The 25,909-nt window shown below is 68.9% G+C and carries 27 protein-coding genes; 13 read left to right on the forward strand and 14 right to left on the reverse strand.

Annotation, left to right across the window (positions count from 1 at the left end; all coding sequences use genetic code 11):
• Window positions 1–13: 13 nt before the first annotated feature.
• Window positions 14–841 (forward strand): acyl-CoA thioesterase, encoded by an 828-nt coding sequence (locus ACE3T2_RS01920; protein ID WP_374654132.1) that lies wholly within the window; start codon window positions 14–16, stop codon window positions 839–841.
• A 1-nt stretch (window position 842) separates the two neighbouring features.
• Here the strand turns inward: ACE3T2_RS01920 and ACE3T2_RS01925 are convergent, their stop codons facing one another.
• Window positions 843–1,574: a tRNA1(Val) (adenine(37)-N6)-methyltransferase gene (locus ACE3T2_RS01925; protein WP_374654667.1), complete on the reverse strand. Its 732-nt coding sequence runs from the start codon at window positions 1,572–1,574 to the stop codon at window positions 843–845.
• Window positions 1,575–1,719: 145 nt separating this feature from the next.
• Here ACE3T2_RS01925 and ACE3T2_RS01930 point away from each other — a divergent pair, with 145 nt between their 5' ends.
• On the forward strand, window positions 1,720–2,736 hold the full coding sequence (locus ACE3T2_RS01930; RefSeq protein WP_374654134.1) for a polyprenyl synthetase family protein: 1,017 nt from the start codon (window positions 1,720–1,722) through the stop codon (window positions 2,734–2,736).
• 65 nt (window positions 2,737–2,801) lie between these two features.
• On the opposite strand, the gene fumC is transcribed toward ACE3T2_RS01930, so the two are convergent.
• On the reverse strand, window positions 2,802–4,193 hold the full coding sequence (gene fumC, locus ACE3T2_RS01935; RefSeq protein WP_374654136.1) for a class II fumarate hydratase: 1,392 nt from the start codon (window positions 4,191–4,193) through the stop codon (window positions 2,802–2,804).
• Window positions 4,194–4,276: 83 nt separating this feature from the next.
• Here fumC and ACE3T2_RS01940 point away from each other — a divergent pair, with 83 nt between their 5' ends.
• Entirely contained in the window at window positions 4,277–4,666 is a 390-nt protein-coding gene (locus ACE3T2_RS01940; RefSeq protein ID WP_374654138.1) for a RusA family crossover junction endodeoxyribonuclease, read from the forward strand.
• An 85-nt stretch (window positions 4,667–4,751) separates the two neighbouring features.
• On the opposite strand, the gene ACE3T2_RS01945 is transcribed toward ACE3T2_RS01940, so the two are convergent.
• The 4 genes from ACE3T2_RS01945 to ACE3T2_RS01960 all read right to left on the reverse strand — a co-directional run bounded on the left by ACE3T2_RS01945 (window position 4,752) and on the right by ACE3T2_RS01960 (window position 8,885).
• Window positions 4,752–5,039, reverse strand: coding sequence for a DUF1153 domain-containing protein (locus ACE3T2_RS01945; RefSeq protein ID WP_312161852.1), 288 nt, complete (start codon window positions 5,037–5,039; stop codon window positions 4,752–4,754).
• 167 nt (window positions 5,040–5,206) lie between these two features.
• On the reverse strand, window positions 5,207–6,592 hold the full coding sequence (locus ACE3T2_RS01950; RefSeq protein ID WP_374654140.1) for a flagellar hook protein FlgE: 1,386 nt from the start codon (window positions 6,590–6,592) through the stop codon (window positions 5,207–5,209).
• Window positions 6,593–6,632: 40 nt separating this feature from the next.
• Complete coding sequence (locus ACE3T2_RS01955) at window positions 6,633–7,400, reverse strand: flagellar hook assembly protein FlgD (RefSeq protein WP_374654142.1); 768 nt, start codon at window positions 7,398–7,400, stop codon at window positions 6,633–6,635.
• A gap of 9 nt (window positions 7,401–7,409) precedes the next feature.
• Complete coding sequence (locus ACE3T2_RS01960; protein WP_374654144.1) at window positions 7,410–8,885, reverse strand: flagellar hook-length control protein FliK; 1,476 nt, start codon at window positions 8,883–8,885, stop codon at window positions 7,410–7,412.
• A 419-nt stretch (window positions 8,886–9,304) separates the two neighbouring features.
• On the opposite strand from ACE3T2_RS01960, the gene flgK reads away from it, so the two are divergent.
• The 4 genes from flgK to ACE3T2_RS01980 are packed head-to-tail and all read left to right on the forward strand — an operon-like array spanning window position 9,305 to window position 14,788.
• Window positions 9,305–11,395, forward strand: a complete 2,091-nt coding sequence (gene flgK, locus ACE3T2_RS01965; protein ID WP_374654146.1) for a flagellar hook-associated protein FlgK — start codon at window positions 9,305–9,307, stop codon at window positions 11,393–11,395.
• Between the two features lie 14 nt (window positions 11,396–11,409).
• Window positions 11,410–12,342: a flagellin gene (locus ACE3T2_RS01970; protein WP_374654148.1), complete on the forward strand. Its 933-nt coding sequence runs from the start codon at window positions 11,410–11,412 to the stop codon at window positions 12,340–12,342.
• A 46-nt stretch (window positions 12,343–12,388) separates the two neighbouring features.
• Window positions 12,389–13,549 (forward strand): tRNA 2-thiouridine(34) synthase MnmA, encoded by a 1,161-nt coding sequence (gene mnmA, locus ACE3T2_RS01975; RefSeq protein WP_374654150.1) that lies wholly within the window; start codon window positions 12,389–12,391, stop codon window positions 13,547–13,549.
• Between the two features lie 48 nt (window positions 13,550–13,597).
• The gene (locus ACE3T2_RS01980) at window positions 13,598–14,788 is read left to right on the forward strand and encodes an acetyl-CoA C-acyltransferase (RefSeq protein WP_374654152.1); all 1,191 of its coding nucleotides are present in this window, start codon (window positions 13,598–13,600) and stop codon (window positions 14,786–14,788) included.
• A gap of 144 nt (window positions 14,789–14,932) precedes the next feature.
• On the opposite strand, the gene ACE3T2_RS01985 is transcribed toward ACE3T2_RS01980, so the two are convergent.
• Window positions 14,933–15,229 (reverse strand): GIY-YIG nuclease family protein, encoded by a 297-nt coding sequence (locus tag ACE3T2_RS01985; protein WP_374654154.1) that lies wholly within the window; start codon window positions 15,227–15,229, stop codon window positions 14,933–14,935.
• Window positions 15,230–15,266: 37 nt separating this feature from the next.
• On the opposite strand from ACE3T2_RS01985, the gene ACE3T2_RS01990 reads away from it, so the two are divergent.
• Window positions 15,267–15,542 carry a GNAT family N-acetyltransferase gene (locus tag ACE3T2_RS01990; protein WP_374654156.1) on the forward strand — a complete coding sequence of 92 codons (276 nt, stop codon included), beginning with the start codon at window positions 15,267–15,269 and terminating at the stop codon, window positions 15,540–15,542.
• Window positions 15,543–15,605: 63 nt separating this feature from the next.
• On the opposite strand, the gene ACE3T2_RS01995 is transcribed toward ACE3T2_RS01990, so the two are convergent.
• The 4 genes from ACE3T2_RS01995 to ACE3T2_RS02010 form a co-directional block, all read right to left on the reverse strand.
• Window positions 15,606–15,884: a hypothetical protein gene (locus ACE3T2_RS01995; protein ID WP_374654158.1), complete on the reverse strand. Its 279-nt coding sequence runs from the start codon at window positions 15,882–15,884 to the stop codon at window positions 15,606–15,608.
• An 80-nt stretch (window positions 15,885–15,964) separates the two neighbouring features.
• The gene (locus ACE3T2_RS02000) at window positions 15,965–16,249 is read right to left on the reverse strand and encodes a hypothetical protein (RefSeq protein WP_374654160.1); all 285 of its coding nucleotides are present in this window, start codon (window positions 16,247–16,249) and stop codon (window positions 15,965–15,967) included.
• 240 nt (window positions 16,250–16,489) lie between these two features.
• Entirely contained in the window at window positions 16,490–18,733 is a 2,244-nt protein-coding gene (gene uvrB, locus ACE3T2_RS02005) for an excinuclease ABC subunit UvrB (protein ID WP_374654162.1), read from the reverse strand.
• A 79-nt stretch (window positions 18,734–18,812) separates the two neighbouring features.
• Window positions 18,813–19,406 carry a TetR/AcrR family transcriptional regulator gene (locus ACE3T2_RS02010; protein ID WP_374654164.1) on the reverse strand — a complete coding sequence of 198 codons (594 nt, stop codon included), beginning with the start codon at window positions 19,404–19,406 and terminating at the stop codon, window positions 18,813–18,815.
• Between the two features lie 65 nt (window positions 19,407–19,471).
• Between ACE3T2_RS02010 and ACE3T2_RS02015 the strand changes: the two genes are divergently transcribed.
• The gene (locus tag ACE3T2_RS02015) at window positions 19,472–19,870 is read left to right on the forward strand and encodes a hypothetical protein (RefSeq protein ID WP_374654166.1); all 399 of its coding nucleotides are present in this window, start codon (window positions 19,472–19,474) and stop codon (window positions 19,868–19,870) included.
• Here ACE3T2_RS02015 and ACE3T2_RS02020 read toward each other — a convergent pair.
• Window positions 19,861–20,925: an alpha/beta fold hydrolase gene (locus tag ACE3T2_RS02020; RefSeq protein ID WP_374654168.1), complete on the reverse strand. Its 1,065-nt coding sequence runs from the start codon at window positions 20,923–20,925 to the stop codon at window positions 19,861–19,863. The genes ACE3T2_RS02015 and ACE3T2_RS02020 overlap by 10 nt on opposite strands.
• 112 nt (window positions 20,926–21,037) lie before the next feature.
• Between ACE3T2_RS02020 and ACE3T2_RS02025 the strand changes: the two genes are divergently transcribed.
• The 3 genes from ACE3T2_RS02025 to ACE3T2_RS02035 are packed head-to-tail and all read left to right on the forward strand — an operon-like array spanning window position 21,038 to window position 23,741.
• Entirely contained in the window at window positions 21,038–22,177 is a 1,140-nt protein-coding gene (locus ACE3T2_RS02025; protein WP_374654170.1) for a beta-ketoacyl-ACP synthase III, read from the forward strand.
• Window positions 22,114–22,836 carry an iron-containing redox enzyme family protein gene (locus ACE3T2_RS02030; protein WP_374654172.1) on the forward strand — a complete coding sequence of 241 codons (723 nt, stop codon included), beginning with the start codon at window positions 22,114–22,116 and terminating at the stop codon, window positions 22,834–22,836. Before ACE3T2_RS02025 ends, ACE3T2_RS02030 begins: the two co-directional genes overlap by 64 nt.
• On the forward strand, window positions 22,833–23,741 hold the full coding sequence (locus tag ACE3T2_RS02035; protein ID WP_374654174.1) for a hypothetical protein: 909 nt from the start codon (window positions 22,833–22,835) through the stop codon (window positions 23,739–23,741). The genes ACE3T2_RS02030 and ACE3T2_RS02035 overlap by 4 nt, the downstream gene beginning before the upstream one ends.
• Here ACE3T2_RS02035 and ACE3T2_RS02040 read toward each other — a convergent pair.
• Both ACE3T2_RS02040 and ACE3T2_RS02045 read right to left on the reverse strand, forming a co-directional pair.
• Entirely contained in the window at window positions 23,738–24,151 is a 414-nt protein-coding gene (locus ACE3T2_RS02040) for a hypothetical protein (protein ID WP_374654176.1), read from the reverse strand. The genes ACE3T2_RS02035 and ACE3T2_RS02040 overlap by 4 nt on opposite strands.
• 213 nt (window positions 24,152–24,364) lie before the next feature.
• On the reverse strand, window positions 24,365–24,547 hold the full coding sequence (locus ACE3T2_RS02045) for a hypothetical protein (RefSeq protein WP_374654178.1): 183 nt from the start codon (window positions 24,545–24,547) through the stop codon (window positions 24,365–24,367).
• 344 nt (window positions 24,548–24,891) lie between these two features.
• Here ACE3T2_RS02045 and ACE3T2_RS02050 point away from each other — a divergent pair, with 344 nt between their 5' ends.
• Entirely contained in the window at window positions 24,892–25,899 is a 1,008-nt protein-coding gene (locus ACE3T2_RS02050) for a cell wall hydrolase (protein WP_374654180.1), read from the forward strand.
• The last annotated feature ends 10 nt before the right edge of the window (window positions 25,900–25,909 follow it).

Here is a 25,909-nt window from a genome sequence, read left to right on the forward strand (position 1 = left end):
TCATGGTGACGCCATGACCGACACGCTCATCGCCTCGCACCCACTCGACGACGCCGTCCGCCTGGAGCCGATCGGGGAGGGGGCGTTCCGCGGGAGGACCTCGGCCGCCTACTGGAACATGGCCGGCCCCTTTGGCGGGACCACCGCGGCGATCATGCTGAAGGCGGTGCTGGATCACCCGCAGCGGCGCGGTCGGCCGATCGCCCAGACGGTGAACTTCTGCGCGGCGGTGGCCGAGGGCGAGTTCGAGGTGCACGTGCGCTTGGTCCGAGACGGCCGCTCCACCCAGCACTGGCAGGTCGAGATGCGGCAGGGCGAAGCGGTGGTGACCACCGCCAGCACGGTCACGGGCGCCGAGCGCGAGACCTGGAGCCACGCCCCCGCCGCCCCGCCGCCGGTCGCGCCGGCTCAGGACCTGGCGGTCTTCGACACCGGCGGGCGGGCAGGATGGCGCGGACGCTACGAGTTCCGGTACGAACGCGGCGCGCCCGTCTTCTTCGAGGGCGGCGCCGAGGCCCCGCAAGGCGCGCTGTCGCGCAACTGGATCCGGGACGAGCCGCCGCGGACGCTGGACTTCGTGTCGCTGGCGGCGATCTGCGACACCTTCGTGGTCAAGATCCTGCAGGTGCGCGGGGACATCCCGCCGGTCGGTACGGTCTCGTTGACCACCTACTTCATGGCCGACGAGGCGGCGCTGGCCCGCCAGGGGAACCGGCCGCTGCTGGGCGTGAGCGACTCGCGCGCGTTCCGACACGGCTTCAACGACCAGAGCGCCGAAATCTGGTCCGACGACGGGCAGCTGCTGGCGGTGTCCCACCAGGTGGTGTGGTTCAAGGGCTAGGCTAGAGCCAAGGCAGGTCGGCTTCCCCGCGCAGGATCGCTTCGGCCTGCGCCGTGTGCTTGGCGCCTTCCGTCGGATGCAGGACCAGGGGCGGCAGCAGGACCAGCGGCGCCTTGCCGGTCTTGATCGCCCGCACCAGCACTCGCTTGGCGGGCGCCTCGGCGCGCGGGTGGATCGGGCGGACCTGAAACGATCCGGCCTTTGGCGCCAGCAGGGCCAGGATGTCGGCCAGCCGGTCGGCGCGATGGATCATCAGGACCCCGCCGCCTTCGCGTACGGCCCTGAGCATGAAGGCGGTCCAGGCGGCGAGACCTCCGTCGGCCATCCAGGCGCCTCGCTTTTCCGGCGCGGGCGCGCGCAGGGCGCCCGGGTCGTCGAAGAACGGCGGATTGGCCATGACCAAGTCGAACGGCGCGAGCGCGAGCCTGGAGAAGGGCGTGGCGACGTCGCCCTCGTGCACCTCGACGCGGTCCGAGAGTCCGTTGGCGGCGATGTTCTCGCGCGCCAAGGCCGCAGCGGCGGCGTCGCGTTCCAATCCGGTGAAGCTTGCGTCCTGACGCCGCACCGCGGCCGCCAGCAGCGCGCCGCCGACGCCGCATCCAGCTTCCAGCACCCGTCCGCCGGCCGGCGGCTGGCAGGCCGCGGCCAGCAGGGCGGCATCCATTCCGGCCCGGTAACCGTTCACACCCTGGCGTAGCACCACCCGGCCGCCGAGCACGCGGTCCTGCGTCATGGAGGCGTTGGTCTGTTTCGGCACGGGTTCCATTTGCGCGGAAGGACGGCTAAGCCCGCCTTGACCCTGGTCATACGCGTGACCATTGTCGCCCGCAAACGCCGGTCCTTTCCCCGGTGTCGACCGTCTTGGAGTGTTAGGTAAGTTGGACGCCGCCAGCGCCGCGATCGCCCGCGAAAAACCCGTCTCGATCGACGGGCTGTTGGAGCTTGCGAAGCCCGACATGGCCAAGGTGGACGCCCTCATCCGCGACCGGATGCAGAGCCCCGTCTCGGTGATCCCGGCCCTGGCCGAACACCTGATCGGCGGATCGGCCAAGCGGCTGCGCCCGCTGCTGACCATCGCTGCGGCCCGCGTGGCCGGAGCCCAGGACGATGCGTGCATCAAGCTGGCCGCAGCGGTCGAGTTCATCCACACCGCGACCCTGTTGCACGACGACGTAGTCGATTCCTCTCAGCTGCGCCGCGGCAAGGTCGCCGCGCACCTGATCTGGGGCGCCCCTGCCAGCGTGCTGGTCGGCGACTTCCTGTTCGCGCGGGCCTTCGAGCTGATGGTCGAGGCCGGCTCGATGCAGGCCCTGGAGATCCTGGCCCGCGCCAGCCGGGTGATCGCCGAGGGCGAGGTGCTGCAATTGACCCGCGCCCACGACCTGAACCTCAGCCAGGACCTCTATCTGGAGATCATCAAGGCCAAGACCGCCGAGCTGTTCGCGGCCGCGGCCGAGGCCGGGGCGGTTTCCGCCGGCGCGAGCGCGCGCCAATGCGAGGCCTTGCGCAAGTTCGGCCAGGACCTGGGCCTGGCCTTCCAGCTGGTCGACGACGCCCTCGACTACAGCGGCGATGCGGCCACCCTGGGCAAGAACGCGGGCGACGATTTCCGCGAAGGCAAGGCGACCCTGCCGCTGCTGCTGGCCATTGCCAAGACCGGCGCGGCCGAAAAGCCGTTCTGGGACCGCACGGTCGGTCGCCGGGAGCAGACCGACGAGGATTTCGAGCGCGCCCGCGGCCTGGTGGCCTCGACCGGCGCGAGCGCCGCGACCCTGGACCTGGCGGCGCAATACGCCGAAACCGCCAAGGCGCAGCTCGGCGACTTCGCCGCCAACAACAGCTGGCGCCCCGCCCTGGAAGACCTCGCCGACTTCGCGGTCCAGCGGAAGGCGTAGGCGCCCGCGGATTTCAAAAAAAGGCCGCCTCGCCGGGCGGCCTTTTCCGTCGATGGCGATGGCGATCAGCCCGGGCTGATCATCTTTTCCGGGCGGACGACCTCGTCGAACTCGGCGTCGGTGACGTAACCGCCCCCGACCGCCTCTTCGCGCAGGGTGGTGCCGTTCTTGTGGGCGGTCTTGGCGATCTTGGCGGCGTTGTCGTAGCCGATCTTCGGCGCCAGGGCGGTGACCAGCATCAGCGAACGCTCGAGGGCGGCCTTGATGTTGTCCTCGCGGGCCTCGATGCCGACCACGCAGTTGTCGGTGAAGGAGATCGAGGCGTCGGCCAGCAGGCGGCAGGACTGCAGGAAGTTGTAAGCCATCACCGGGTTGAAGACGTTCAGCTCGAAGTGACCCGAAGCTCCGGCGAAGGTCATGGCGGCGTTGTTGCCGAACACCTGGGTGCAGACCATGGTCAGGGCCTCGCACTGGGTCGGGTTGACCTTGCCCGGCATGATCGAGGAACCCGGCTCGTTCTCGGGCAGCGACAGCTCGCCGAGGCCCGAGCGGGGGCCCGAGCCCAGGAAGCGGATGTCGTTGGCGATCTTGAACAGCGAGCCCGCCATGGTGTTGATCGCGCCGTGGCTGAAGACCATCGCGTCGTGGGCGGCCAGGGCCTCGAACTTGTTCGGCGCGGTCACGAACGGCAGGCGGGTGATGTCCGCAATCTTCTGGGCCACCAGCTCGGCGAAGCCGACCGGGGCGTTGAGGCCGGTGCCGACGGCGGTGCCGCCCTGGGCCAGCTCATAGAGACCGCCGAGCGTGTCCTTGATCCGGCGCACGCCGTTGGCGACCTGCTGAGAATAGCCGGAGAATTCCTGGCCGAGGGTCAGGGGCGTGGCGTCCTGGGTGTGGGTGCGGCCGATCTTGATGATGTGATCGAAGTCCTTGACCTTGACCTTCAAGGCCGCGTGCAGGTGTTCCAGCGCCGGCATCAGCTCCTTGGCCACCTGCTCGGCGCAGGCGATGTGCATGGCCGTCGGATAGGTGTCGTTCGACGACTGGCTCATGTTGACGTGGTCGTTCGGATGGACGGGCTTCTTGGAGCCCATCTCGCCCCCCAGCATCTCGATGGCGCGGTTCGAGATCACCTCGTTGGCGTTCATGTTCGACTGGGTGCCCGAGCCGGTCTGCCAGACCACCAGCGGGAAGTGGTCGTCGAGCTTGCCGTCGATCACCTCCTGGGCGGCGGCGACGATAGCCGCGCCGATCGCCGGGTCGAGGCGGCCCAGCTCCATGTTGGCCTCGGCGGCGGCGCGCTTGACGATGCCCAGGGCGCGGATAATCGGCTTGGGCTGCTTTTCCCAGCCGATCTTGAAGTTGCCGAGCGAGCGCTGGGACTGGGCGCCCCAATAGACATTGGTCGCGACCTCGATAGGTCCGAAGGTGTCGGTCTCGGTGCGGGTCGCGGTCATGGTCTCTCAGCTCCGGTAAGTTCGCAGCGCCGGTTTAGCGAACGCGCGCGAGACTGCAAGGCGCGCAGGGCCTATGGAGAGCCATGGACGGCGATTGGACATCCCACGGCAAGGTGCGCGCCCGCGAGGGCGGGGGCGTGGTCGAGGTCGTGGTCGACGGCCTGACCACCCAGGCCAAGTACTACAAGCCCCTGGTCTACGAGTTCTTCCGCAAGGCCTGGCGCGGCTCGCGGCCCAGTTGGGGCGAGTTCTCGGTCGAGATCGTGATGGAGTATGTGGGCGATCCGCCCTGGATCGACTTGGACAACCTGGCCAAGGCCATCCTCGACGCCATCAAGGGCTACGCCTTCCATGACGATGCGCAGGTCTGCCGGCTGCTGGTCGAGCGGCGGGCCGGGGAGCGCGAGCAGATCCGCGTGACCGTGCGCAAGCTGTCGGACCTGAACCTGCTGGGCGCGGCCTACCAGCGCTAGGGCGACGCGTGACCCAAAACGAAAGCGACCGCGCGGGGGCGCGGCGCGGTCGCGGTTCGCTGAAAGCCCCCGGAGGGGCCGGGGCTCAGCGGTACTGCTGCAGACGGGTGGTGCGCAGGCCGGCCAGGCCGTGACGGTCGATCGACTTCTGCCAGGCGAGGAACTCCTCGTTGGTCAGGGAGTAACGCTCGCACGCCTCGTCCAGGGTCAGCAGACCGCCGCGGACGGCGGCCACGACCTCGGCCTTGCGGCGGATCACCCACCGGCCGGTGTCCGGCGGCGGCAGGTCGCGCAGGGTCAGAGGCGCGCCCGTCGGCCCGATGACATAGGCCTCGCCGCGGCTGTTCGTGCGCGTCTGCTGTTGTTGCAACATGGCTTTACGCCTTTCCGACCATCACTGTTCAGAGGCGAACGTAACGGGTGGGACATAACGGCCGGTGAATCACGATAGTAAACATTTCCTTGCTCATGAATTACCGGTGTCCAAATTTGGTACAGTGTAAGTAGTCGTGCTTGGATTAGAGTGCTAACGCCAAGGTATTACCTCTTAATGTTGATCAACTCTTCAAGCATCTGATCGGCGGTGGTGATGATCTTTGAAGACGCCGAGTAGGCTTTCTGAGTGGTGATCAGGCCCGTGAACTCTGCGGAGAGGTCGACGGTCGACGCTTCGAGCGTGCCGGCAGAGATTTTCCCCGCTCCGCCGACGCCCGCCTGTTTGATCACGAACTCGCCGGACGGGATGGTCGGGCGGTAAGCATTGCCGCTGACCGGGGCCAGGCCGTCGGGGTTGGGGAAGGTGGCGAGGCCGATCTTGGCGATCTTGCGGACCTCGGAGTTGTCGTAGATCGCCGAGACGACGCCGTCGTCGCCGACTTCGACGCCCACCACGTTGCCGACGTTGGCGCCGTCCGGGTTCGCCGAGTTCAGGGTCGAGGCCGAGGCGTACTGGGTGACCTTGTCCCAATCGAGCTTGATGTTCGAAGCCTCAATGCCCAGCGAGTTCGCCCAACGCGGCGTGCCCGCGTTGCCCGATTCCAGCAGGTTCAGCTGCGGCGAGGTGCCGGCCGGGCCGAACAGGGTGGTGTTGGCGATGTCGAGCTTGCCGTCGGCGGTGAAGCGCACGTCGCCAGAGCGGATCAGGCCGTTGGCGCCGGCGGTGACGTCGGTGGCCGGAACCGCATAGATTTCCGCGTGCCACTGGTTCGGCGGGGCGGCCGCGTCGTCCTTCAGGAAGGCGACGGCGAACTTGTGGGTCGCGCCGACGGAGTCGATGACGCTCATCTCGAACACGAAGTCGGGCTGGGTGCCGGTGGCCGCGCTCTGGTTGACAGCCCAGTCGGCCATCTTGCCGGCCGCATAGGTCGCCTCGCCGGCCGAGACGGCTTGGCTCTTGTTGAGGTTGGCGTTGACGATCACGTTGCTGGTCGCCTTCACGGCCGCGCCCAGGTTCTTGACGTTGATCGACTGCATCAGGTTCAGGTCGGACGGGTTGCTGTCGAAGGTTCCGTCGCTCTTGGCCGGCCAGCCCTGCAGGTAGAGCTTGGCGTCGTTGACCAGATAGCCGTCGGCGTCGACGCTGAACGACCCCGAGCGGGTGAACACCCGTTCGTCGGCCGAGGTCAGCGGGGCGCCCTTTGTGGAGACGATGAAGAAGCCGTCGCCCGAGATGCCCAGGTCGGTCGGCGAGGTGGCGCTCTGGATCAGGCCCTGCTGGCCGACGAACTGGCGGGTGACCGCCTGCACGCCGCCGGCCGAATAGCGGCCCTTCACCGCCTGGGCGGTCACGACGTTGGCGAAGTTCACCTGGTTGCGCTTGTAGGCGGTGGTGTTGACGTTGGCGATGTTGTCGGAGATCGCCGCCAGGGCCGACGAGTTGCTGATCAGCCCCGAAACGCCGGAGAGCATGGCGCTGTTGATGCTCATGGGATCTGCCTTCTGCTAAAACTTGTTAGGGGACGCGGGATCAGCCGGCCGTCTCGGGCGGCGGAGTTTCCGGGTCCTCGGTCGATGGGGTGTTGGTGTCGTCGTTGGCGGCGGTCTTCACCGGCTCGGAGATCGAGGTGACCTTCTCCCAGCCGACCTGGACGCCGTTGATGGTGATCAGGGTCTTGCCGTCGACCTGCTCGACGCCGGTCACGGTCCCCTTCAGGAAGTTGGTGACGGGAACGACGGCGCCGGCCGAGTCCTTGGCTGTGACGCGCAGAGAATACTGACCGCCGTTGGGCATTTGGGCGCCCGTCCGGTCCTTGCCGTTCCAGCTGTAGGTGTGGTCGCCGGCCTTCAGATCCTCGCCCGAGAGCTTGGCGACCTGGACGACCTTGCCGTTGGAATCGAGCACCTCGACAGTGACGTCGGTCGCCTCGCGGTCGAGCTTGAAGTTCCAGTCGGCTTTGCCGCCGGAGAGCTTGGCCTGGTCGGAGACCGCACGGACGTCCTTGCCGAGCAGGCTGACAGAGGTCTGGATGCCAGAGCCGGTGTTGGTCACCAGCTTCTCCAGCAGGTCGTTGGTCAGCAGCTGCTGCTCGACGCCGGTCATCTGGACCAGCTGCTGGGTGAACTGGGTCGAGTCCATCGGTGACAGCGGATCCTGGTTTTTGATCTGCGCGGTCAGCAGGCTCATGAAGGTTTCATAGCTGTCGGCCAGCCGCTCGCGGCCGGTGGCGGATTTGTTGGCCGCCGCGTTGGCGGCGGCGTTGTTCGTTCCGGCGGCTGCTGCGGCGTCCGTAGCCATGGCGTCCTCCTAGATCCGGATGTCGACGCCGGTCGGGGACCGGCGGGCGTATTGAAGGGCGGCGGCCGCGGCGGTCTCGGCCGCTTCGCCGGCCGTGCCGAGCACGGCCTGGAAGGCCCGCCCGCGCCAGGCGGCGCCGTCGTTCTGCTGCTGTTGCTGCTGGGCCTGGCGGCCCTGGTCGCCGGCCACGTCGAAGGAGAGGCCGCCGGAAAGGTCGAAGCCGGCCTGTTCGAGCGCGCGCTGCAGCTCGTGCGAGCGCGAGCGGAGTTCGGCGGCCGCCTGCGGGCTGTCGAAGGACATGGCCGCGGTCAACTTGCCGCTGGCTGCGATCTCGACGGAGACGCTGACATGGCCGAGGCCAGCCGGGGTCAGCTCGACATCGAACCGCGTGGCGCGGCCTTCGAGCTTCTTGCCGATCTGGGCGGTGAGGTTGGCGATGGTCTCGCTGGTGACGCGCACGGGCGCGGCGTGAGCAGGTGGCGCGGCGGCATGGGCGGCGGCCGGCGCCGCCGGCGCGGGGGCGGCGTCGGGCGAGTCGGCGGCCGCCGGCTCGGCCTTGGCCTCACGCGGAGCCGGCCCGCGGAGGTCGCTCTCCAGCGCCGAAGCAGGCTCGACGGCCGAGTCGGCGCTGGCGGCCGCGGTCACCGGATTGGCGGAGGCCACGCCCTCGGTCTGCGGCTGGCCTGCCGGGGCCGCGCCGGTCGTCGCGGCGGCGCGACGAGCCTCGGCGTGGCGCGAGGGCTTTTGCGGCGCCGGCGCCGAAGGCGTCTCGACCGGGCTCTCGGCTTCGGCGGCCTGGGCCAGGGCGGCTTGCGGCTGAGCCTCGACAGCCGGGTTCGGCTCGGGCTGAGGCTGGGCCGCCTGCACCTGCGGCTGCGGGGCCGCAGGTACGGACGGCGTCGTGGCCGGTTGCGGCTTGGCGGCCTCGGCCGGGTTGCGATCGCGTGGGGGCTGGGGCTCGGTCTTCGGTTGAGCCTGGAGCTGCGGCTCCGACACGGCTTGCGGGAGCGCGCCCTCCACGGCGTCGGCCGCCGCATCGCCGGCCGACCGAGCCAGAAGTTCGGCGGGGGCTTGGGTCTGGGCCTGGGTCTGGGCTTGCGCCGGAACCTGGGGCTGCGGCGGGACCGGCGCGAAGGGCTGGGCCGGCTTGGTCTGACCCGCGAGGGCGGCGTCCTGCGCCTCGCCGGCGACCGTGGTCGCAACGGGCTGCTGGACCTGCTGGGGGACGACGAGCATGGCGGCCAGGGTAGCGGCGTCCGGCGGCGTCCCCCCGGGAGCGGCCGGCGTCGTGTCGGCCGGTTTGTCGCTCAGGGTCTTTTCGCCGTCCGCCGCGAAGAGGCCGCCGTCCGCGGCCGTCTCGCCCTGCGTGCCGAAGAACGCGGCCAGCAACGCTTCGAATCCGCCCAACGCACCTTGCCCGCCGTTGGCGGCGGGCGCCCCGGCGACCGGGGTGGTGAGCGGCAGATTGAACAGTGGCGCTGTCATGGCTTCCGAGGGTCTACTCCGGACTTCGCCGGGGCTTCGCAATGGGAGCGCTTCTGCGCCGCGTACATTCGACCTCGTCAGAGCAACCTTTGGGCCAGCGCATCAAGTTGTTGAATTTGCATAATAAGATCTTGTGGTGATGACGCGTTGACCGTCCGCCCAAGGCGATTTTTGCCGGGCGAAAGCGGTGCAATGGGTCGTCCCTGCCGCCCTGCCCGGGGCGAGCGTCGAGCGGCCGACCGCCCTCGCGCGGGATTCTGGCGCCGGTCTTGCGCCGCCTCTTGCGACCTTCAAGGGGGTCCAGATCGGATTTCTTTGAAAAGACTGAACTTTTTTCAAGCCCTTGCGCGGGCGTTCACCATCATCCCGGCAGAATTCGCCGGGTCGCGCGTCAGGGTTTGCCGGGCGGAGGGTAAACAGTGTCACTGACGGCCATGCTGAAGACCGCGGCGTCGGGGCTGAATGCGTCGCAGATGAACCTGCGCGTCACCTCGGACAACATCGCCAACGTCAATACGCCCGGATACGTGCGCAAACAGGTCGACCAGGCCCCGTTGGTGGTCGGCGGCAAGGGCATGGGCGTCGAGATCCTGGGGGTCTCGCGGGTCACCGACCAGTACCTGCAGGCGGCCTCGCTGACCGCCACCTCGGACGCCAGCCGCTGGGGGGCGGTGTCGCAGTATCTCGACAACGCCCAGAGCCTGTTCGGCAACCCGTCGAACGAGAATTTCTACTTCTCGCGTCTGGACGACATTTTCACGGCCTTCGGCGCCGCGGCCGACGATCCTTCCTCGGGCCTGCTGCGCAGCCAGGCGATCTCGAACGTCGAGGACTTCCTGGCCGAGACCGGCCGCATCAACACCCAGTTCGCTCAGCTGGGCGAGACGGTCGACGCCAAGCTGTCGGCGGACGTGAACCGCATCAACGACCTGCTCGGCCAGATCAACCAGATGAACGCCGACATCAGCCGCGCCAAGCTGACCAGCGGCGACGCTTCGGGTTCGGAGAACATCCAGGCTCAGTTGGTGGACGAACTGTCGACCCTGATGAACGTGCAGGTGAGCGCCAAGGCCAACGGCGGGGTGACGATCCGCTCCGCCGAGGGCCTGCTGCTGGCGGGCGAGGGCCGCGCAGCGACCCTGAGCTACAATCGCACCGACGCGACCAAGGGCTACATCGCCGTCGAACCGGAGAACGGCGTCGGCTTCCCGCAACCTATCCAGATCAGCGGCGGCGAGATCCGCGGCCTGATGGACCTGCGCGACACGCGCCTCCCGGGCATGGTCGAGCAACTGGGCGAGTTCATCTCGCGCGGGGTCGAACAGATCAACGCCGCGCACAACAAGTCCGTCTCGTCCCCGCCGCCGAAGGTGCTGAACGGCCGCGACACCGGCCTGGACCTGCCCACCGCCGTCGCCGGCTTCACCGGCAAGACCACGGTGGCGATCCTGAACAAGGACGGGATTGTCCAGACCAAGGTCGATATCGACTTCGACGCCGGCACGATGTCGCCCGGCGGCGCTTTCACGCCCGCCAACTTCCTCGCCACGTTGAACACCGGCCTGGGTGGGACCGCGACGGCGAGCTTCACGGGCGGCAAGCTCAGCATCGCCGGGACCGGCGACAACCGCATCGCCATCGACGAAGGCACCTCGATGAAGGCCGGGCGCGCCTTCTCGCACTTCTTCGGCCTCAACGACATGATCCGCTCGAGCGGCATGATCAGCTACGAGACCGGACTGAAGGGCACGGACCCGCACGGCTTCACGCCCGGCGACACCATCAGCTTCCGGCTGGCCCAGGGCGACGGCAAACCGATCCGCGACGTGACGGTCACGGTGCCGCCCGGCGCAACCATGAACGACCTGGTGACCGCGCTGAACGACCCGGCGACGGGCGTGGGGCTGCACGGCCAGTTCACCCTGGACGGCAAAGGCGGCCTCTCGTTCAAGGGTTCGGCGCCGCAGAACGCCACCCTGTCGGTGGTCGAAGACCAGACTTCGCGCGGGGCGGGCGGGCCGTCGATGAGCCAGATGTTCGGTCTGGGCGCCATAGAGCGCGCCGGCCGCGCCGGCCGGCTCAGCGTCGACCCGGCGATCGCCCAGGACCCGATGCGGCTGGGCTTGGCTACGCTTGATCTCAGTGTCGCGGCCGGCAAGCCGGCGGTGACTGCGGGCGACGGGCGTGGCGCGCGGCTGCTGGCGGCGGCGGGCGACGTCACGACCAGCTTCGCGGCGGCCGGCGAGCTTGGTCCCGTGACCATGACCCTGACCCGCTACGCGGCCGAGTTCGGCGGCTCGATCGGCCGTCAGGCCCAGGAGGCCGAGACCCGCAAGGATGCGGCCGAGGCGGTGAGCAAGGAAGCCAACGCCCGCCGCCAGGCGGTCGAGGGCGTGAACGTGGACGAGGAACTCGTCCGCCTGACCACTTATCAACAGGCCTTCAACGCTTCGGCGCGCATGATCCAGGCTGCGCGCGAACTGTTCGACGTCCTGACCAACATGATCTAGCGGAGCAGAAAGCCATGTACCGCGTCACGACCAACGGCAATTACAATCTGGTCCTGTCGAACATCATGCTGGCCCAGCAGAAGCAGATGGACGCCGGCAACAAGGTCGCGACCCAGAAGAACGGGTCGAACCTGAAGGAATATGCGCGCAACGCCGAGATGCTGACCGCCATGCGTTCGGTGGAATCGAAGCTGGGCGGCTATCTCGACCAGAACAAGCTGATCGCCGACAAGCTGACCACCCAGGACTTCGCTCTCACCCAGCTGAAGGACGCGGCCGCCGGCGCCAAGCAGGCGATCGAAGAGGCCATCGCCACCGGCCGGACGGACACCCTGATGCAGGAGATCGAGGCGCAGTTCCGCAACTCGGTTTCGGCCATGAATTCGCGCTACGGGGGCAAGTACCTGTTCGCCGGCGGCAAGATCGACACTCAGCCGGTGACCGCCGACAGCCTGACGGACCTGACCGACCCGCTGACGCCGGCGATCTCGGACTTCTTCCAGAACGACGACTTCATCACCGAGCACAAGGTGGACGAGGCGACGACCGTGAAGACCGGCCTGCTGGCCGACAAGATCGGCACCCCGCTGATGGCGGCGTTCAAGGCCATGCAGGCGTTCGAGGAAAGCGGCAGCGGCCCGTTCACCGGCAATCTGAGCGACGCGCAGCGCAGCTTCCTGGAAAGCCAGCTGGCGGTCTGGGACACGGTGTCCTCCGACATCGTCGACGTCACGGCCCGCAACGGCATGGTGCAGGCCCGCGTCGACAACGTGAAGGAAGACCTGGTTTCGCGGCAGAACAGCCTGAAGGGCATGATCGGCGACATCGTCGACGCCGACATGCCGACCGCCTCTGTAGAGCTGGAAAAGGCCACTATCGCCCTGCAGGCCTCGACCCAGGTGTTCATCACCCTGCGCGACTCTTCGCTGCTGAACGCGCTGAAGTAAGCGGGCGGCCTCGCAAACCGGGGCCTCAACCGCTAAATAGCGCGGCATGAACGCGCCTTTCGCAGATACGGCGGTCGAAGCCGCCCGCGCGGCCGTGGGCCTGAAGCCCGGGGCCCGCGTAATCGCGGCCATGTCCGGCGGGGTGGATTCCACCGTCACCGCCGCCCTGCTGGCGCGCGCCGGCTATGACGTGGTCGGCGTGACCCTGCAGCTCTATGACCACGGGGCGGCGATCCAGAAGAAGGGCGCCTGCTGCGCGGGCCAGGACATTCACGACGCGCGCACGGCCGCCGACATGATCGGCATCCCGCACTACGTGCTGGACTACGAAAGCCGCTTCAAGCAGCAGGTCATCGAGGACTTCGCCGACGCGTACCTGCGTGGCGAGACGCCGGTGCCGTGCATCCGCTGCAACCAGACCGTCAAGTTTCGCGACCTGCTGGACGTGGCCCGCGACCTGGGCGCCGAGGCCATGGCGACGGGGCACTATGTGCAACGCGCCGAGACCCCGGACGGGCCGCAGCTGTTGCGCGCCTTCGATCCGGCGCGCGACCAGAGCTACTTCCTGTTCGCCACCACGCGCGACCAGCTCGACTTCCTGCGCTTCCCGCTGGGCGGCCTGCCCAAGCCAGAGGTGCGTCGGGTGGCCGCCGAGCTGGGTCTGGCCGCGGCCGACAAGCCCGACAGCCAGGACATCTGCTTCGTGCCGGAAGGCCGCTACACCACCATCATCGACCGCCTGCGCCCGCAGGGCGCCGAGCCCGGCGAGGTCGTGCACATGGACGGCAGGGTGCTGGGCCGCCACGAGGGCGTGACCCGATACACCATCGGCCAGCGCCGCGGGCTGAACATCGCCGTGGGCGATCCGCTGTTCGTGGTCAGGATCGACGCCGACAAGCGCCAGGTCGTGGTCGGGCCGCGTGAAGCGCTGCTGACCCGCGCGCTGACGCTCAAGGAAACCAACTGGCTGGGCGAGGGCGAGGCGATGACCGACGCCGTCGGGCGGCCGGTGCTGGCGCGCGTGCGCTCGACCCGCGAACCTGTGCCGGGCCGGCTGGCCCTGCGGGGCGGCCAGGCGGCGGTTGAACTCGACGTGGCCGAGGAAGGCGTGGCGCCGGGTCAGGCCTGCGTCCTCTACGCGCCCGAGCAGCCGGACCGCGTGCTGGGCGGCGGGTTTATCGACGGGACGGAGCGGGCGTTCGCCTGACGCGGCGGGAGCATTCCTTTCGACAGGCCGGAGACTTATATCGGCGGCATGACCCAAGCCGCAGATCCCGTCGTCATCGCCGCCTACGCCCGCACCCCGATGGGGGGCTTCCAGGGCGCCCTTTCCGCCGTGAAGGCCACCGAGCTCGGCGCCGCCGCCGTGCGGGCGGCGGTCGAGCGGGCTGGGCTCGCGCCTGAGGCGGTCGAGCAGATCTTCATGGGCTGCGTGCTGCCCGCCGGCCTCGGCCAGGCGCCGGCGCGCCAAGCCGCCCTGGGCGCGGGCCTGCCCAGGTCTGTCGAGGCGACCACGGTCAACAAGATGTGCGGATCGGGCATGCAGGCCGCGATCATGGCGCACGACGCGCTCGCCGCCGGCAGCGCCGACATCATCGTCGCCGGCGGCATGGAGAGCATGACCGGCGCGCCCTACCTGCTCTCCAAGCACAGGGGCGGGGCCCGCATCGGCCACGACACCGCGTTCGACCACATGTACCTGGACGGGCTGGAGGACGCCTATGAGCCCGGTCGGCTGATGGGCTCGTTCGCCGACGAGACCGCCCGCGCCTACCAGTTCACCCGCGAGGCGATGGACGAATTTGCGATCTCGTCCCTGGCCCGCGCCAAGGCGGCGACCGAAAGCGGCGCCTTCGCTCGCGAGATCATCCCGGTGCAGGTCACGACCCGCAAGGGCGTCGAGACCGTTTCCCAGGACGAGCAGCCGCTGAAGGCCGACCCGGCCAAGATCCCGACCCTGAAGCCGGCCTTCGGCAAGGACGGGGCGATCACCGCGGCCAACGCCTCGTCGATCTCGGACGGCGCGGCGGCGCTGGTGATGACGCGCGCCTCGGTGGCCGAGAAGCTCGGCCTGAAGGTCGTGGCCCGGGTGGTCAGCCATGCCGGCCACGCCCACGAGCCGGGCCTCTTCACTACCGCCCCGGTCCCGGCCATGCAGAAGGCGCTGAAGAAGGCCGGCTGGAGCGTGGACGACGTCGACCTGTTCGAGGTCAACGAGGCTTTCGCGGTGGTGGCGATGATCGCCGAGCGCGAGCTTTCCATCGACCGCGCCAAGCTGAACGTCAACGGCGGCGCCTGCGCCCTCGGCCACCCGATCGGCGCCAGCGGCGCGCGCATCCTGGCCACCCTGATCGCCGCCCTGGAAGCCCGCGGCGGCAAGCGCGGCCTGGCCAGCCTCTGCATCGGCGGCGGCGAGGCGACGGCCATGGCGGTGGAACTGGTTTAGGGCTCACCCCTAAATCCGATCATCCCGGCGAAGGCCGGCACCCAGATCGTAGGGTTGTGCTTTGAAGCCAGGATCTGCCGGCGCGGCGGATGAATCTGGGTCCCGGCCTTCGCCGGGATGACCGGGGAGGGGGCGGCGCGCTGCCTAGAAGCCCAGCAAGTCGTTCAGATTGTCGCTGAGATCGCGCCAGTCAGGATTATTCTCTTCGATCAGTCGGAGCTTCCAGGCCCCGCGCCATTCCTTGATCTGGCGTTCGCGCCGGAAGGCCGCGTCGCGCGTCTCGTGGCTCTCGAACCAGATCAGGCGGATGACATTGTACTTGGCCGTGAATGCCGAGCCGGCGCCGTGTTTGTGGTTGTGCACCCGCTTGGGCAGATCGTCCGTCGAGCCGGCGTACAACGTGCCGTTGCGTTCGCTCGCCATTATGTAGGTGTAGAACACGCGGGCTCCGGGCCGTTCGCAAGGCGAAGGTGAAGATATGAGCAATATGCTCCGCAACAACACGGCTGACAGCCGCTACGAGATGGACGAGCAGGGCATGACGTCGTGGGCCGACTACCGGCTCGTCGGCGAGCGGCTCTACATCGATCACGTCGAGGCGCCGCCGGCCCTGCGCGGGACGGGCGCGTCGGGGCGGCTGATGGCGGCGCTGGCGGCGGACGCCCGCGACCGTGGCCTGAAGATCACCCCGATCTGCGGCTATGCGGCCGCCTGGCTGCGGCGCAGCCACGAGTTCCGGGGTTTGCTGGGCTAAGCACACGCCTCCGATGTCATCCCGGTCTTCGCCTTCGACGAAACCGGGATGACGCCAGAGGGATCAACCCCGGCCGGCGATGGCCTTGATGGTGTTGCTGCTGGCTTCGCATTCGCCGGCCAGGCGGCGGGCGATTTCGCGTACGCCGACCGGATAGGCCTCGCCGCCTTCGGCGATCTCGGCCGACAGGCGTTCGACGTCGGCGAGCGCGGTCTCCAGGGCCTTGATGTGCTCGCGAGCCAGATTTCGGGCCTGGGCCTGCAGCCGCTTGATGCGGTCGGCCACGCTCGGCGCCGCAGTTTGAATATCGGCCACTACGCTGAGGGCCGCTGTGTTACGCATCCCCATCTCAAGGCTCCCGTTTCGGAACAGTCCGGCAGCTTGGCTGCAGGACTCGCGCCACAGGGGAGCCGCCGCACGCGTCAGGCGCGAGCGGAAATCGCCTCCAGGGTCTGAACCTTGGCCTCGCAGTCCTCTGCCATGCGGCGGGCCAGTTCGCGCACCCCGGCCGGATACGCCTCGCCGCCGTCGGCGATCTCGGCCGAGAGCCGCTCGACCTCGATGAGGGCGCGTTCCAGGGCGTGGACGTGTTCGCGGGCCAGGGACTTGGCCTCGGCCTGCAGGCGACGGATGCGTTCGGAGAGGTCGGTGGCCGATTTGGCCTTTTCGGCCGAGTTGTCGGCCACGACGGACAGCGGAGGAGTCATAGGACTATCCCCAAGGGAGCGTCATGCCCGCGGCCCCCTGTGGACCGCCTCGACTGCGCTCCCCCATTCGAGGAGTCTACGCCGAAAGCGCGGCTGTGGTTCCTGGACTGCAGCGCTTAACGATATTGCGCGGCGGCGGTGTGGAGTTCAGGTGACACGTAGCCGAGCAGCCCCGCTACGCGCGGTTGTTTTCACGAGGGATTCCAGGGGGATGCGGCTCGCCCGCCAGGCGAGCGACCTCTATCGCTTGCCCTTCCGGAACCGCTCCTGGGCCTCTGCGCGGGCTTCGGCGCGCACCTTCTTGACCACCGAGCGGTCGGCGGTCTCGCCTTCGGCGGTGAGGGCGTCGTTGGCGAATTCCAGGTCCAGCAGCTTGAGCCGCTTGATCTCGTCGCGCAGGCGCGCGGCGGTCTCGAACTCCAGGTCGGCGGCGGCCTGACGCATCTTGGCTTCGAGGTCGCGCAGGGTGGTCTTGAAGTTGTCGCCGAGGAACGGCTTGCCCGCGTCTTCGGCCACGCCCGCCGGGACCAGCACGCGGTCCTTCTCGTAGGGGGAGGCGAGGATCTCCTTGATCTGGCTCTTCACGCTCTCGGGCGTGATGCCGTGCTCGAGATTGTACTTCTCCTGCTTCTCGCGGCGGCGCTGGGTCTCGGCCATGGCCCGTTCCATCGAGCCGGTGATGTGGTCGGCGTAGAGGATGACCTTGCCATCGACGTTCCGGGCCGCCCGGCCGATCGTCTGGATCAGCGAAGTCTCCGAGCGCAGGAAGCCTTCCTTGTCGGCGTCGAGGATGGCGACCAGCCCGACCTCGGGAATGTCGAGGCCCTCGCGCAGCAGGTTGATCCCGATCAGCACGTCGAAGGCGCCGAGCCGCAGGTCGCGGATGATCTCGATACGCTCCATGGTGTCGATGTCGGAGTGCATGTAGCGCACGCGCAGGCCCTGCTCGTGCATGTACTCGGTCAGGTCCTCGGCCATCTTCTTGGTGAGGACGGTGATCAGGGTGCGGTAGCCGCGGGCGATGGTGTCGCGCGCCTCGGCTATGACGTCGTCGACCTGGCTATGGTTGTCCTTCGAGACCGGGCGCACCTCGACCGGCGGGTCGATCAGGCCGGTCGGGCGGATCACCTGCTCGGCGAAGACGCCGCCCGAGCGCTCCAGCTCCCAGGCCGCGGGCGTGGCCGAGACGTTGATCGTCTGCGGCCGCATGGCGTCCCATTCCTCGAACTTCAGCGGGCGGTTGTCGAGGCAGGAGGGCAGGCGGAAGCCGTATTCGGCCAGGGTGAATTTGCGGCGGTAGTCGCCGCGGTACATGGCGCCGATCTGCGGCACGGCCTGGTGGCTCTCGTCGATGAACAGCAGCGCGTTCTCGGGGATGTACTCGAAGAAGGTCGGCGGCGGCTCGCCCGGCCGGCGGCCGGACAGAAAGCGGCTGTAGTTTTCGATGCCCGCGCAGGAGCCGGTGGCCTGGATCATCTCCAGGTCGAAGGTCGTGCGCTGCTCCAACCGCTGGGCCTCCAGCAGCTTGCCGTTCGCCACCAGCCAGTCGAGCCGCTCCTTCAGCTCCTCGCGGATCTGGATGACCGCCTGGTTCAGGGTCGGGCGCGGGGTGACGTGGTGGCTGTTGGCGTAGATCTTGATACCCGGCAGATCGGCGGTCTTCTTGCCGGTCAGGGGATCGAACTCGGCGATCGACTCGACCTCGTCGCCGAACAGCGAGATGCGCCAGGCGCGGTCCTCGTAGTGGGCGGGAAAGACCTCGATGGTGTCGCCGCGGCGGCGGAAGGAACCGCGCTCGAAGGCCTGATCGTTGCGCTTGTATTGCAGGGCCACGAGGTCGGCCATGAGCTGCTTCTCGTCGAGCCGCTGGCCGGGCTCGATGGTGAAGGTCATGGCGGTATAGGTCTCGACCGAGCCGATACCGTAGATGCAGCTGACCGAGGCGACGACGATGACGTCGTCGCGCTCCAGGATCGCACGCGTGGCCGAGTGGCGCATCCGGTCGATCTGCTCGTTAATCGAGCTGTCCTTCTCGATGTAGGTGTCGGTCCGCGGCACATAGGCCTCGGGCTGGTAGTAGTCGTAGTACGAGACGAAGAACTCGACCGCGTTCTCGGGGAAGAAGGCCTTGAACTCGGAATAGAGCTGGGCGGCGAGGGTCTTGTTGGGCGCCAGGATCAAGGCGGGGCGCTGGGTTTCCTCGATCACCTTGGCCATGGTGAAGGTCTTGCCCGAGCCGGTGACGCCCAGCAGCACCTGGTCGTTCTCGCGCCCCTCCAGACCGGCGACGAGGTCGGCGATGGCGGTCGGCTGGTCGCCGGCCGGTTGGAAGTCGCTGACCAGCTTGAACCGCTTGCCGCCTTCGGATTTCTCCGGACGGGCAGGCCGGTGCGGCTTCCACAGCATCGGCATGGCGGTTTCGTCATAGTCGAACGACGCCGACATGTCGGCGACGCCGGGACCGGGATCAGCGGAGCGGGGCATGGACGCCAAGGTAGGATCGATCATGCCCCGATGCTAGCGGCGCGGAGTGTCAGATCCTGTCAGTAGGCTGGCGGGAGGGTCATGCCAGCCGGTCAAGCGCTCCTGCGGCCAGGTCCTGGATCAGGGTTTCGACCTCGGCCGGGGTCCGGCCGGGCGCCAGGGCGGCGTAGGTCGCCGCGCCGGTCAGCATGAAGAGCGCGTCGGTCAGTTCGGCCGGGCGGCGGGCGGCCATCCGCTCGACCAGCCGGCGCAGGCCGATGCGGCGACGCTCGTTTCGGGCCCGCAGGCTCTCGGCCATCTCGGGGTCGAGGTCACCCGCCACGTTCAAGCCGCGCATGCCGGCGGCGTCCGCTCCCCAGAAGTCGCAGAAGATCGAGACGACGTGGCGCACGCCTTCGCGCGGGTCGTCCGCGCCGAACGCCGCGGGCGCCTCGGCGGAGATCCGCGAGCGGGCCGCGCGGCGGTCGAAGGCGGCTTCCAGCAGGCCGCCGCGCGAGCCGAACTGGTAGTAGACGGTCATCCGCGCCACCCCGGCGCGCCGGGCCACCGCTTCGAGCGAGAAGCCGGGGCCTCCGCCCTCCGCCAGAATGTCCGACGCCGCGTCCAGGATGCGCTCGCGGGTTCGTTCGGCGTCGGCGCGGCGTTTTCCGCCATCGTAGGGGCGCGGGCTCACTTGACTTCCTAATTTGGTCGTACAGTCTGTATAAAATACATGATCGGTCCAGCGGAGTAAGCCCCATGACCGCGCTTCTCGTCATTCTCCTGATCGTCCATGCGCTTTCGGCCCTGTTCTGGGCCGGTACCACCCTGACCCTTGCGCGGATGGGCGCGGCGGGGGCAGGCCTGTTGCAGTTCGCCAGGCCTCAGGCCGGGGCGGCAGCAGTGACCATCCTTGCCGGGATCGGCCTCTGGGGCGTGGCCCATCGCGGGCCGCCGTCCGGCGGCGAGTGGGTGCTGAGCATCGGCGCCCTCTGCGCCCTGGCGGCGGCGGGCTTGCAGCACGGCATGGCCTGGAGGGCGGCGCGGCGAGCGCCTGCGGATCCTGGAGCGGGCGCGGCCTTCGCGCGCGGCCAGCGGCTTGCGGCGGTGCTGTTGTCGCTGGCGATGATTGCGATGGTGACCTTCCGCTACGCCTGACGCCGCACGCCGAGCGCCGGCAGCCCGGCTTCGAGCGCGGCAAGGAAGGGTGCGGGCGTCATGAACACCGCGTTGTGGCCGCCCCCCGGCAAGGTCGCCCAGCGCTTGGCCGGCGCCTGGAGCTTCTCGAAATAGGCCGCGGCCAGGGAGGTCGGGGTCTGGATGTCCTCGTCGCCCTGGACGATCAGCACGGGAACCGGGATCGCCGGGCAAGGGCCGTCGTCGCTGTAGGCCATCAGATCGGCCAGCATGGCCGTCGCGCTGGATTGTCCGGCGGCCAACCAGTTGCGGATGTCGCGCAGGCCGTAGCCCGGCGCCAGCAGCAGTCGTTTCAACACCGCTCCAACCAGGCCGCGCTCGCTAGCGGGAGGGTGGGCCATCAGGATCTTCCGCTCGGCTAGAAGGGTCCGGATATCAGAATAGGGCGGGGCGCCGATCGTGCGCAGGCGGGCGAGGGCCTTGTGTTCGCCGCGGGCTTCGAGCCGCTCGGCAAGGGCCTGATAGCCGACGCGCTCATTGGCGTGCATGTCCACGACCTGACCGGCGCCGACATAGGCCTCGAAGAGGTCGGGGCGGCGCCGAGCCATCTCGACGCCGAGGACCGAACCCCAGGAGACGCCGAGCAGGATGGCGCGCTCGCGGCCCAGGCGGCGCAGGGCGCCCTCGACCACCTCGATCCCGTCGCGCGCGATACGGTCCAGGGTCAGGTCGCCGTGGCCTGCGCGGCGGTTGGCGCCGAAGGTGCGGCCCGCGCCGGGCTGGTCCCACTGGACGAGCGTGAAGCGCGCCTCCCAAGGACGAAAGGCCTCGTAGCCGAGCGGCAGGAAGGCGGTTCCCGGCCCGCCGTGCAGCAGAACCAGCACGGGGTTGGCGCGATCCTCCCCGCGGATCGACACCCACTGGTCGACGCCGCCGACGGCGACGAAGCCGGCCTCGTCGATCCCGCCCGGCGTGCGGATGGCCATGCGGGCGGCGACGGCGCGGCGCAGCAGCACGCGCCAGAGAGCCAGGCCGCCGGCGACCAGCGGCACAAGCAGGATCAGGCCCAAAGCCACGAGGCGCCTCCCATCGGTGAAGCGCCACTATGGGGCGAGGGGGAAGGCGCGGCTATCGGATATCCGGCGTCGCGCGCTCGACGCGGCCGGTCGCAATGGTCATCGTGCGGCCATGAGTGATTTGCGCGAGGTCTTCATCACCGGAACGGGCGCGTTCCTGCCCGGCGCGCCGGTGCCGTCGGCGCGGATGGAGGACCATCTGGGACGGATCGCCGGACGTGGCAGCCTGCTCGGTCGCCGGGCGCTGCGCTGGAACGGCGTGGAGACACGCCACTATGCGTTGGATCAGCAGGGGCGGGCCACCCATTCCAACGCCGGCATGTGCGCCCTGGCGGTGCGGGCGGCGCTGGAGAACGCCGGGCTGGGCGTCGAGGATCTCGGCTTCCTCGCGGCGGCGACGACTCAGGGCGATTATCTGGTGCCCGGCCATGCGGCCAATGTGCATGGCGAACTGGGCGGCCGGCCGATGGAGATCGCCAGCTTCCAGTCGGTCTGCGGATCCTCGCTGATGGCGGCCAAGGCGGCCTGGCTGTCGGTGCGGGCGCGCGAGCATGATGTGGCCGTAGCCGGCGCGAGCGAGTTCTCCTCCCGCTGGTTCCGGCCAGCCTTCTATGAAGGCACTGCGCTGGTCGACGCCAAGGGACGGCTGCGCGCCGAGGCGGACTATCTGCGCTTCACGTTGTCTGACGGCGCGGGCGCGGTGGTGATGGAGCCGGCGCCGAGGCCGGGCGGCCTGTCGCTGAAGGTCGAGTTCATCGATCTGGTCTCGCTGGCCGACCGCTTCGATCCCTGCATGTGGGCCGGCGCCTCGGTCGAGGGGCGGACCGATCCGCTCGCCACCTGGGCCTTCGAGGGGCCGGCGGCGGCTCATGCGGCCGGGGCGGTGGCGCTGCTGCAGGATTTCGAGCTGTTGAAGCGCGTGATCCGCGCCTGGGTCGGGGTCTATCTGCGTAAGGTGGACGAGGGGCGGATCGTCCCCGACCGGGTCGATCACCTGCTGTGCCACTATTCGGCGCGTTCGCTGCGCGACGAGATCGTCTCGCTGCTGGAGGCGACGGCGGGGATGATCCCCGAGGAAAAGTGGTTCTCGAACCTGCCGACCGTGGGCAATGTCGGGGCGGCCTCGATCTGGGTGATGCTCGACGCGTTCCTGGAATCCGGGGGGCTGAAACCTGGCGATAGGGTGCTGTGCGTCGTGCCGGAAAGCGGCCGGGCGTTCGTGGGGTTCATGATGCTGGAGGCGGTCGGATGAGCGCGGTGCCCGATGTGCTGCGCCAGCTGACGGTGGTGTTCACCGAGTTCGAAGGGCGGCTGGAGCAGACGCCGCTGATCCGGAGGCTGACCCGCGGGCGTTTCACCCTGGCCGATTACCACGCCTTCCTGATCGGCCTGCGCCAGCAGGTGAAGGACGGGGCGCTGTGGATGTCGCGGGCCGCCTCGAATATCGACGAGGATCACCTGGAGCTGCGCTCGCTGCTGATGCGGCATGCGGTGACCGAGCATCGCGACTTCCGCCTGCTGGAGGCCGACTTCACCGCCTCGGGCGGGGCGCTGGCCGATATCCAGGGGGCGGAGAAGAACATCGGATCCGAGGCGCTGTCGGCCTGGATGTTCCATGAGGCGTCCAAGCCCAATCCCTTCGGACTGCTGGGCGCGATGTGGATCATCGAGGGGCTGGGCTCGATCAAGGCGGCGGAGTGGGGCGCCCTCGTCCGCCAGCGGCTGGACCTGCCCGACCACGCGGTGCGCTTCCTGCTCTATCACGGCGAGAACGACGCCGAGCACATCAAGGAGTTCGAGCAGATGCTGGGCATGGTGCTGCCCGACGAGGCGGTCGCGGCCCGCATCGTCAAGACCGCGCGGGTGACCGCCCGGCTCTACGCGCTGCAGCTCGAGGAGATGGCGGGGTGAGCACGGCCGACTTCGATCTTTCGCGGTACGATCCACGCGACCCGGACCCCTGGCTGGCGCTCTATCTGGACCAGGGGCTGCCGATCGCGCCGGAGGCCAAGACGGCGCTGCTGCGCGGCAACCGCTCGTGGTCGCGGCGCTGGCTGTTCCCGATCGTACGGCCGGCGGTGTTCGCCTTCTTCATCCTGGTGAAGATCCTGCGCGGAATCTCACCGCACCATCCGAACCTGAACGGCGCGCTGCACCGGCTGATCCACTGGGGCCTGCGCAATTTCGCAAGTCCGGACGCCAACATGCTGATCTTGCGTCACTTTCATGTCGGAACGGAGTTGCTGGCCTTCATCAAGGCGAACGCCGGGCCCGTCGAGGTGGAGACCATGCCGCTGCGGCCGCGGACGCTGAAGGACCTGGAGGACAACGTCTTCCTCCAGCACGATCTCAACATCTTCAACTTCATCATCCAGCTCAACGCCAGCCTGAGGGCGCAGGGGCGCGACCTCGCGCCGGTCGAGCGGCCGGACTTCTCGATGATCTCGGACGCCCCGTTCGAGCTGGCGCCGCTGCCGGACGGGCGGTTGAACTTCGCCGACGTGCAGACGGCGATCGAGGCCTATACGCCGCTCTATGCCCTGATGCTGCCGCGGGCGGACTTCGTACGGGCGGCCCAGTCGCTGCAGCTGGACGAAACCATTGCGATCTATATCGGCAAGATACTCGGGACCGATTACCACATGTCGTTCGTCAAGAACGGCCACCCGATGGTGCCGCTCTCGACCCTGACGGCCGGGCACCGGTTGATGATGCACGGCCTGGATTGCGAGGCGTTCCACGGCTGGTTGCGGCTGCTGAAGGCGAGGCAGGCGCAGGGCCTGGGCCTCGATCCACGCAATCCGATCGGCGGCTAGCGCTGGGCCGACAGGGCCCGGCGTTCAAGCGCCTGACACTTGGCGGCGGTCACTTCGGGCCAGGGACCCGGGTCGGCGCCGATCCTGCGGAAGGCCTCTTCCTGGCTGATGCGTTCGCGCACGGCGAGCTGCTCGGCGGCGCGGTCGGCGAAGGCGCGCCCCGAGCGCATGGCGTGATCGAACTGGGCGCGGGCGGCGACGTCTTCGGCGCGATTTACGGCACGACCCTGGCCGCCCAGGGAGACATTGGCGCTCTGACCCCAATTGGCTTGGGGGAAGGCGGGCGTGGCGCGCAGATAGCGCTGCAGGGCGCATGCCTGCTGGACCCGCCATTGCGGTGCGGCCGCGAGCGCGCTCGCGGGCATGATCAGCCCGGCCGCGAGGGTCAGCAAGATGGCGTGTGTGCGCATCGGCGTCAGCTTCGCATCAGAAATGAGGCGCGCCCGTGGCGATCACGATGACCGCGACCAGCAAGGCAAGGGCGAAGGTGGCATGAACCATGGCGGCTCCGCTAGACTCCTGTTCGTCGAACGTGAGCCTGGCGGAGCGCTGGGCCGCGCGCATCGTCCAATTGGACTATGCCCTGGGTGCGCGCGATGCGGTCCCCGCGGGGACCCTGTCTCTTACTTGTCGGCCGCCTTGCTGACGACCGTGCCGGCCGCGGCGCCGGCCGCAGCGCCCACCGGACCGCCCACGACCGCGCCCGCCACCGCGCCGGTGGCGGCGCGCTGTTCGGCGTTGTGGCCGCAGGCCGCAAGCGTGACGAGCAGGCCGGCGACGGCGATCAGGCTGAAGGTCTTGCGCATCATTTTCTCCCCGCAATTCAAGCGTTGCGGTGGGAACGACGGGGCGCGGCCAAGGTTCCCCGGCGGTCGTCGGCGGTTAACGAAACCTGAAAAAATTCCATGCTGCGACGCAATATCGCCTTGCGAATCTCCTCGGTGATCGGCATAAACCAGCTCAACTTCGCCGTAGCCTGTCACTCTGCGTGTACATGACAGGCTCTCAGCCGCGACGCCGCCAGCATGAGCAGGGGCGCCCCGCGGCGACGATGTCGGGGGGCGCTGTCGCCCTCGCCACACGGGACACGAGCTTCTTGAAATTCGCATCCAAGGTTCGCGCCGATTGGCGTGCGCCCACATGCGCCGCATTGATCGGTTCAGGCATCGGCCTGGCCCTTGGCGCAGCCTATATGGCCGGCGGGATGGCCCGTGCGGCCTCTGACCACGCGCGCGCCGCGCGGATCGCCGACGCTGCCGAGGGCGGCTTCGCCGAAGAGGTGCTGACGCGCCAGGCGGCCTATGATCCCGGCGTCGCGCGCATTGCGCGCCGCCATGACCCCTTCACCGTCGCCGGCTCGGCCGAACGGGACCGCCAGAGCGCCCTGCTGGCGTCGCGCCTCGAAGGCGCGCCCCGGGGCGGCGATGCGGTGCGCCTGCCCGCCGTTGGACTGGCCGCAGCCGCGCCGTTCCGCCTGGTCGGGGCGCTGGAGAGCTCGCGAGAGCTCGAGTGCCTGACCCAGGCGGTCTATTTCGAGGCTCGTGGCGAAACGCCCTCGGGCCAGGCCGCCGTGGCCCAGGTGGTGCTGAACCGCGTGCGCCACCCGGCGTTCCCCAAAAGCGTCTGCGGCGTGGTCTTCCAGGGCGCGGGCAAGCGAGTCGGCTGCCAGTTCAGCTTCGCCTGCGACGGGTCGATGCGGGCGCGTCGCGAGTCCGCCGCCTGGAACCGCGCGCAGCGCGTGGCCACGCGGGCGTTGGGGGGCTTCGTGATGGCCTCGGTCGGCGAAGCGACCCATTTCCACACGACCAATGTCGCCCCGAATTGGGGGCCGCGCCTGATCCGCACCGCTGAGGTGGGAATGCACGTGTTCTACAAGTTCGGGCGCAGCGTCGCCGCGCCCAAGGCGCAGGACCGCGTCTACTACGCCAGCTTCACGGCTACCCCGCCCCCGGCGGTGGACGTCAGCCCCGACCTGCGCGCCGCCGTCGTGAAAGCGCCGGATGCGAGCGCGGCCGCCGAGGCCAAGCCGGCGGCGCCGGAGGTGGTCAAGGAGGCCGAAAAGGCTCCGGCCAAGTTGCTGCCGGTCGCCAATACGCCCGCCAAGCCGGTCCCGGCCCACAAGGTCGAGGTCGCGGACGCCATGGTCGGCGAGGACTGATCGGCCTGTT

This window comes from Phenylobacterium sp., assembly GCF_041919955.1.
Classification (GTDB): domain Bacteria; phylum Pseudomonadota; class Alphaproteobacteria; order Caulobacterales; family Caulobacteraceae; genus Phenylobacterium.

Coding starts and splice junctions, on each gene's coding strand:
- ACE3T2_RS01920 (WP_374654132.1), top strand. CDS start 14: ATGACCGACACGCTCATCGCCTCGCACCCACTCGACGACGCCGTCCGC.
- ACE3T2_RS01925 (WP_374654667.1), bottom strand. CDS start 1,574: ATGACGCAGGACCGCGTGCTCGGCGGCCGGGTGGTGCTACGCCAGGGT.
- fumC (WP_374654136.1), bottom strand. CDS start 4,193: ATGACCGCGACCCGCACCGAGACCGACACCTTCGGACCTATCGAGGTC.
- ACE3T2_RS01940 (WP_374654138.1), top strand. CDS start 4,277: ATGGACGGCGATTGGACATCCCACGGCAAGGTGCGCGCCCGCGAGGGC.
- ACE3T2_RS01945 (WP_312161852.1), bottom strand. CDS start 5,039: ATGTTGCAACAACAGCAGACGCGCACGAACAGCCGCGGCGAGGCCTAT.
- ACE3T2_RS01950 (WP_374654140.1), bottom strand. CDS start 6,592: ATGAGCATCAACAGCGCCATGCTCTCCGGCGTTTCGGGGCTGATCAGC.
- ACE3T2_RS01955 (WP_374654142.1), bottom strand. CDS start 7,400: ATGGCTACGGACGCCGCAGCAGCCGCCGGAACGAACAACGCCGCCGCC.
- ACE3T2_RS01960 (WP_374654144.1), bottom strand. CDS start 8,885: ATGACAGCGCCACTGTTCAATCTGCCGCTCACCACCCCGGTCGCCGGG.
- ACE3T2_RS01970 (WP_374654148.1), top strand. CDS start 11,410: ATGTACCGCGTCACGACCAACGGCAATTACAATCTGGTCCTGTCGAAC.
- mnmA (WP_374654150.1), top strand. CDS start 12,389: ATGAACGCGCCTTTCGCAGATACGGCGGTCGAAGCCGCCCGCGCGGCC.
- ACE3T2_RS01980 (WP_374654152.1), top strand. CDS start 13,598: ATGACCCAAGCCGCAGATCCCGTCGTCATCGCCGCCTACGCCCGCACC.
- ACE3T2_RS01990 (WP_374654156.1), top strand. CDS start 15,267: ATGAGCAATATGCTCCGCAACAACACGGCTGACAGCCGCTACGAGATG.
- ACE3T2_RS01995 (WP_374654158.1), bottom strand. CDS start 15,884: ATGCGTAACACAGCGGCCCTCAGCGTAGTGGCCGATATTCAAACTGCG.
- ACE3T2_RS02000 (WP_374654160.1), bottom strand. CDS start 16,249: ATGACTCCTCCGCTGTCCGTCGTGGCCGACAACTCGGCCGAAAAGGCC.
- uvrB (WP_374654162.1), bottom strand. CDS start 18,733: ATGCCCCGCTCCGCTGATCCCGGTCCCGGCGTCGCCGACATGTCGGCG.
- ACE3T2_RS02015 (WP_374654166.1), top strand. CDS start 19,472: ATGACCGCGCTTCTCGTCATTCTCCTGATCGTCCATGCGCTTTCGGCC.
- ACE3T2_RS02025 (WP_374654170.1), top strand. CDS start 21,038: ATGAGTGATTTGCGCGAGGTCTTCATCACCGGAACGGGCGCGTTCCTG.
- ACE3T2_RS02040 (WP_374654176.1), bottom strand. CDS start 24,151: ATGCGCACACACGCCATCTTGCTGACCCTCGCGGCCGGGCTGATCATG.
- ACE3T2_RS02045 (WP_374654178.1), bottom strand. CDS start 24,547: ATGCGCAAGACCTTCAGCCTGATCGCCGTCGCCGGCCTGCTCGTCACG.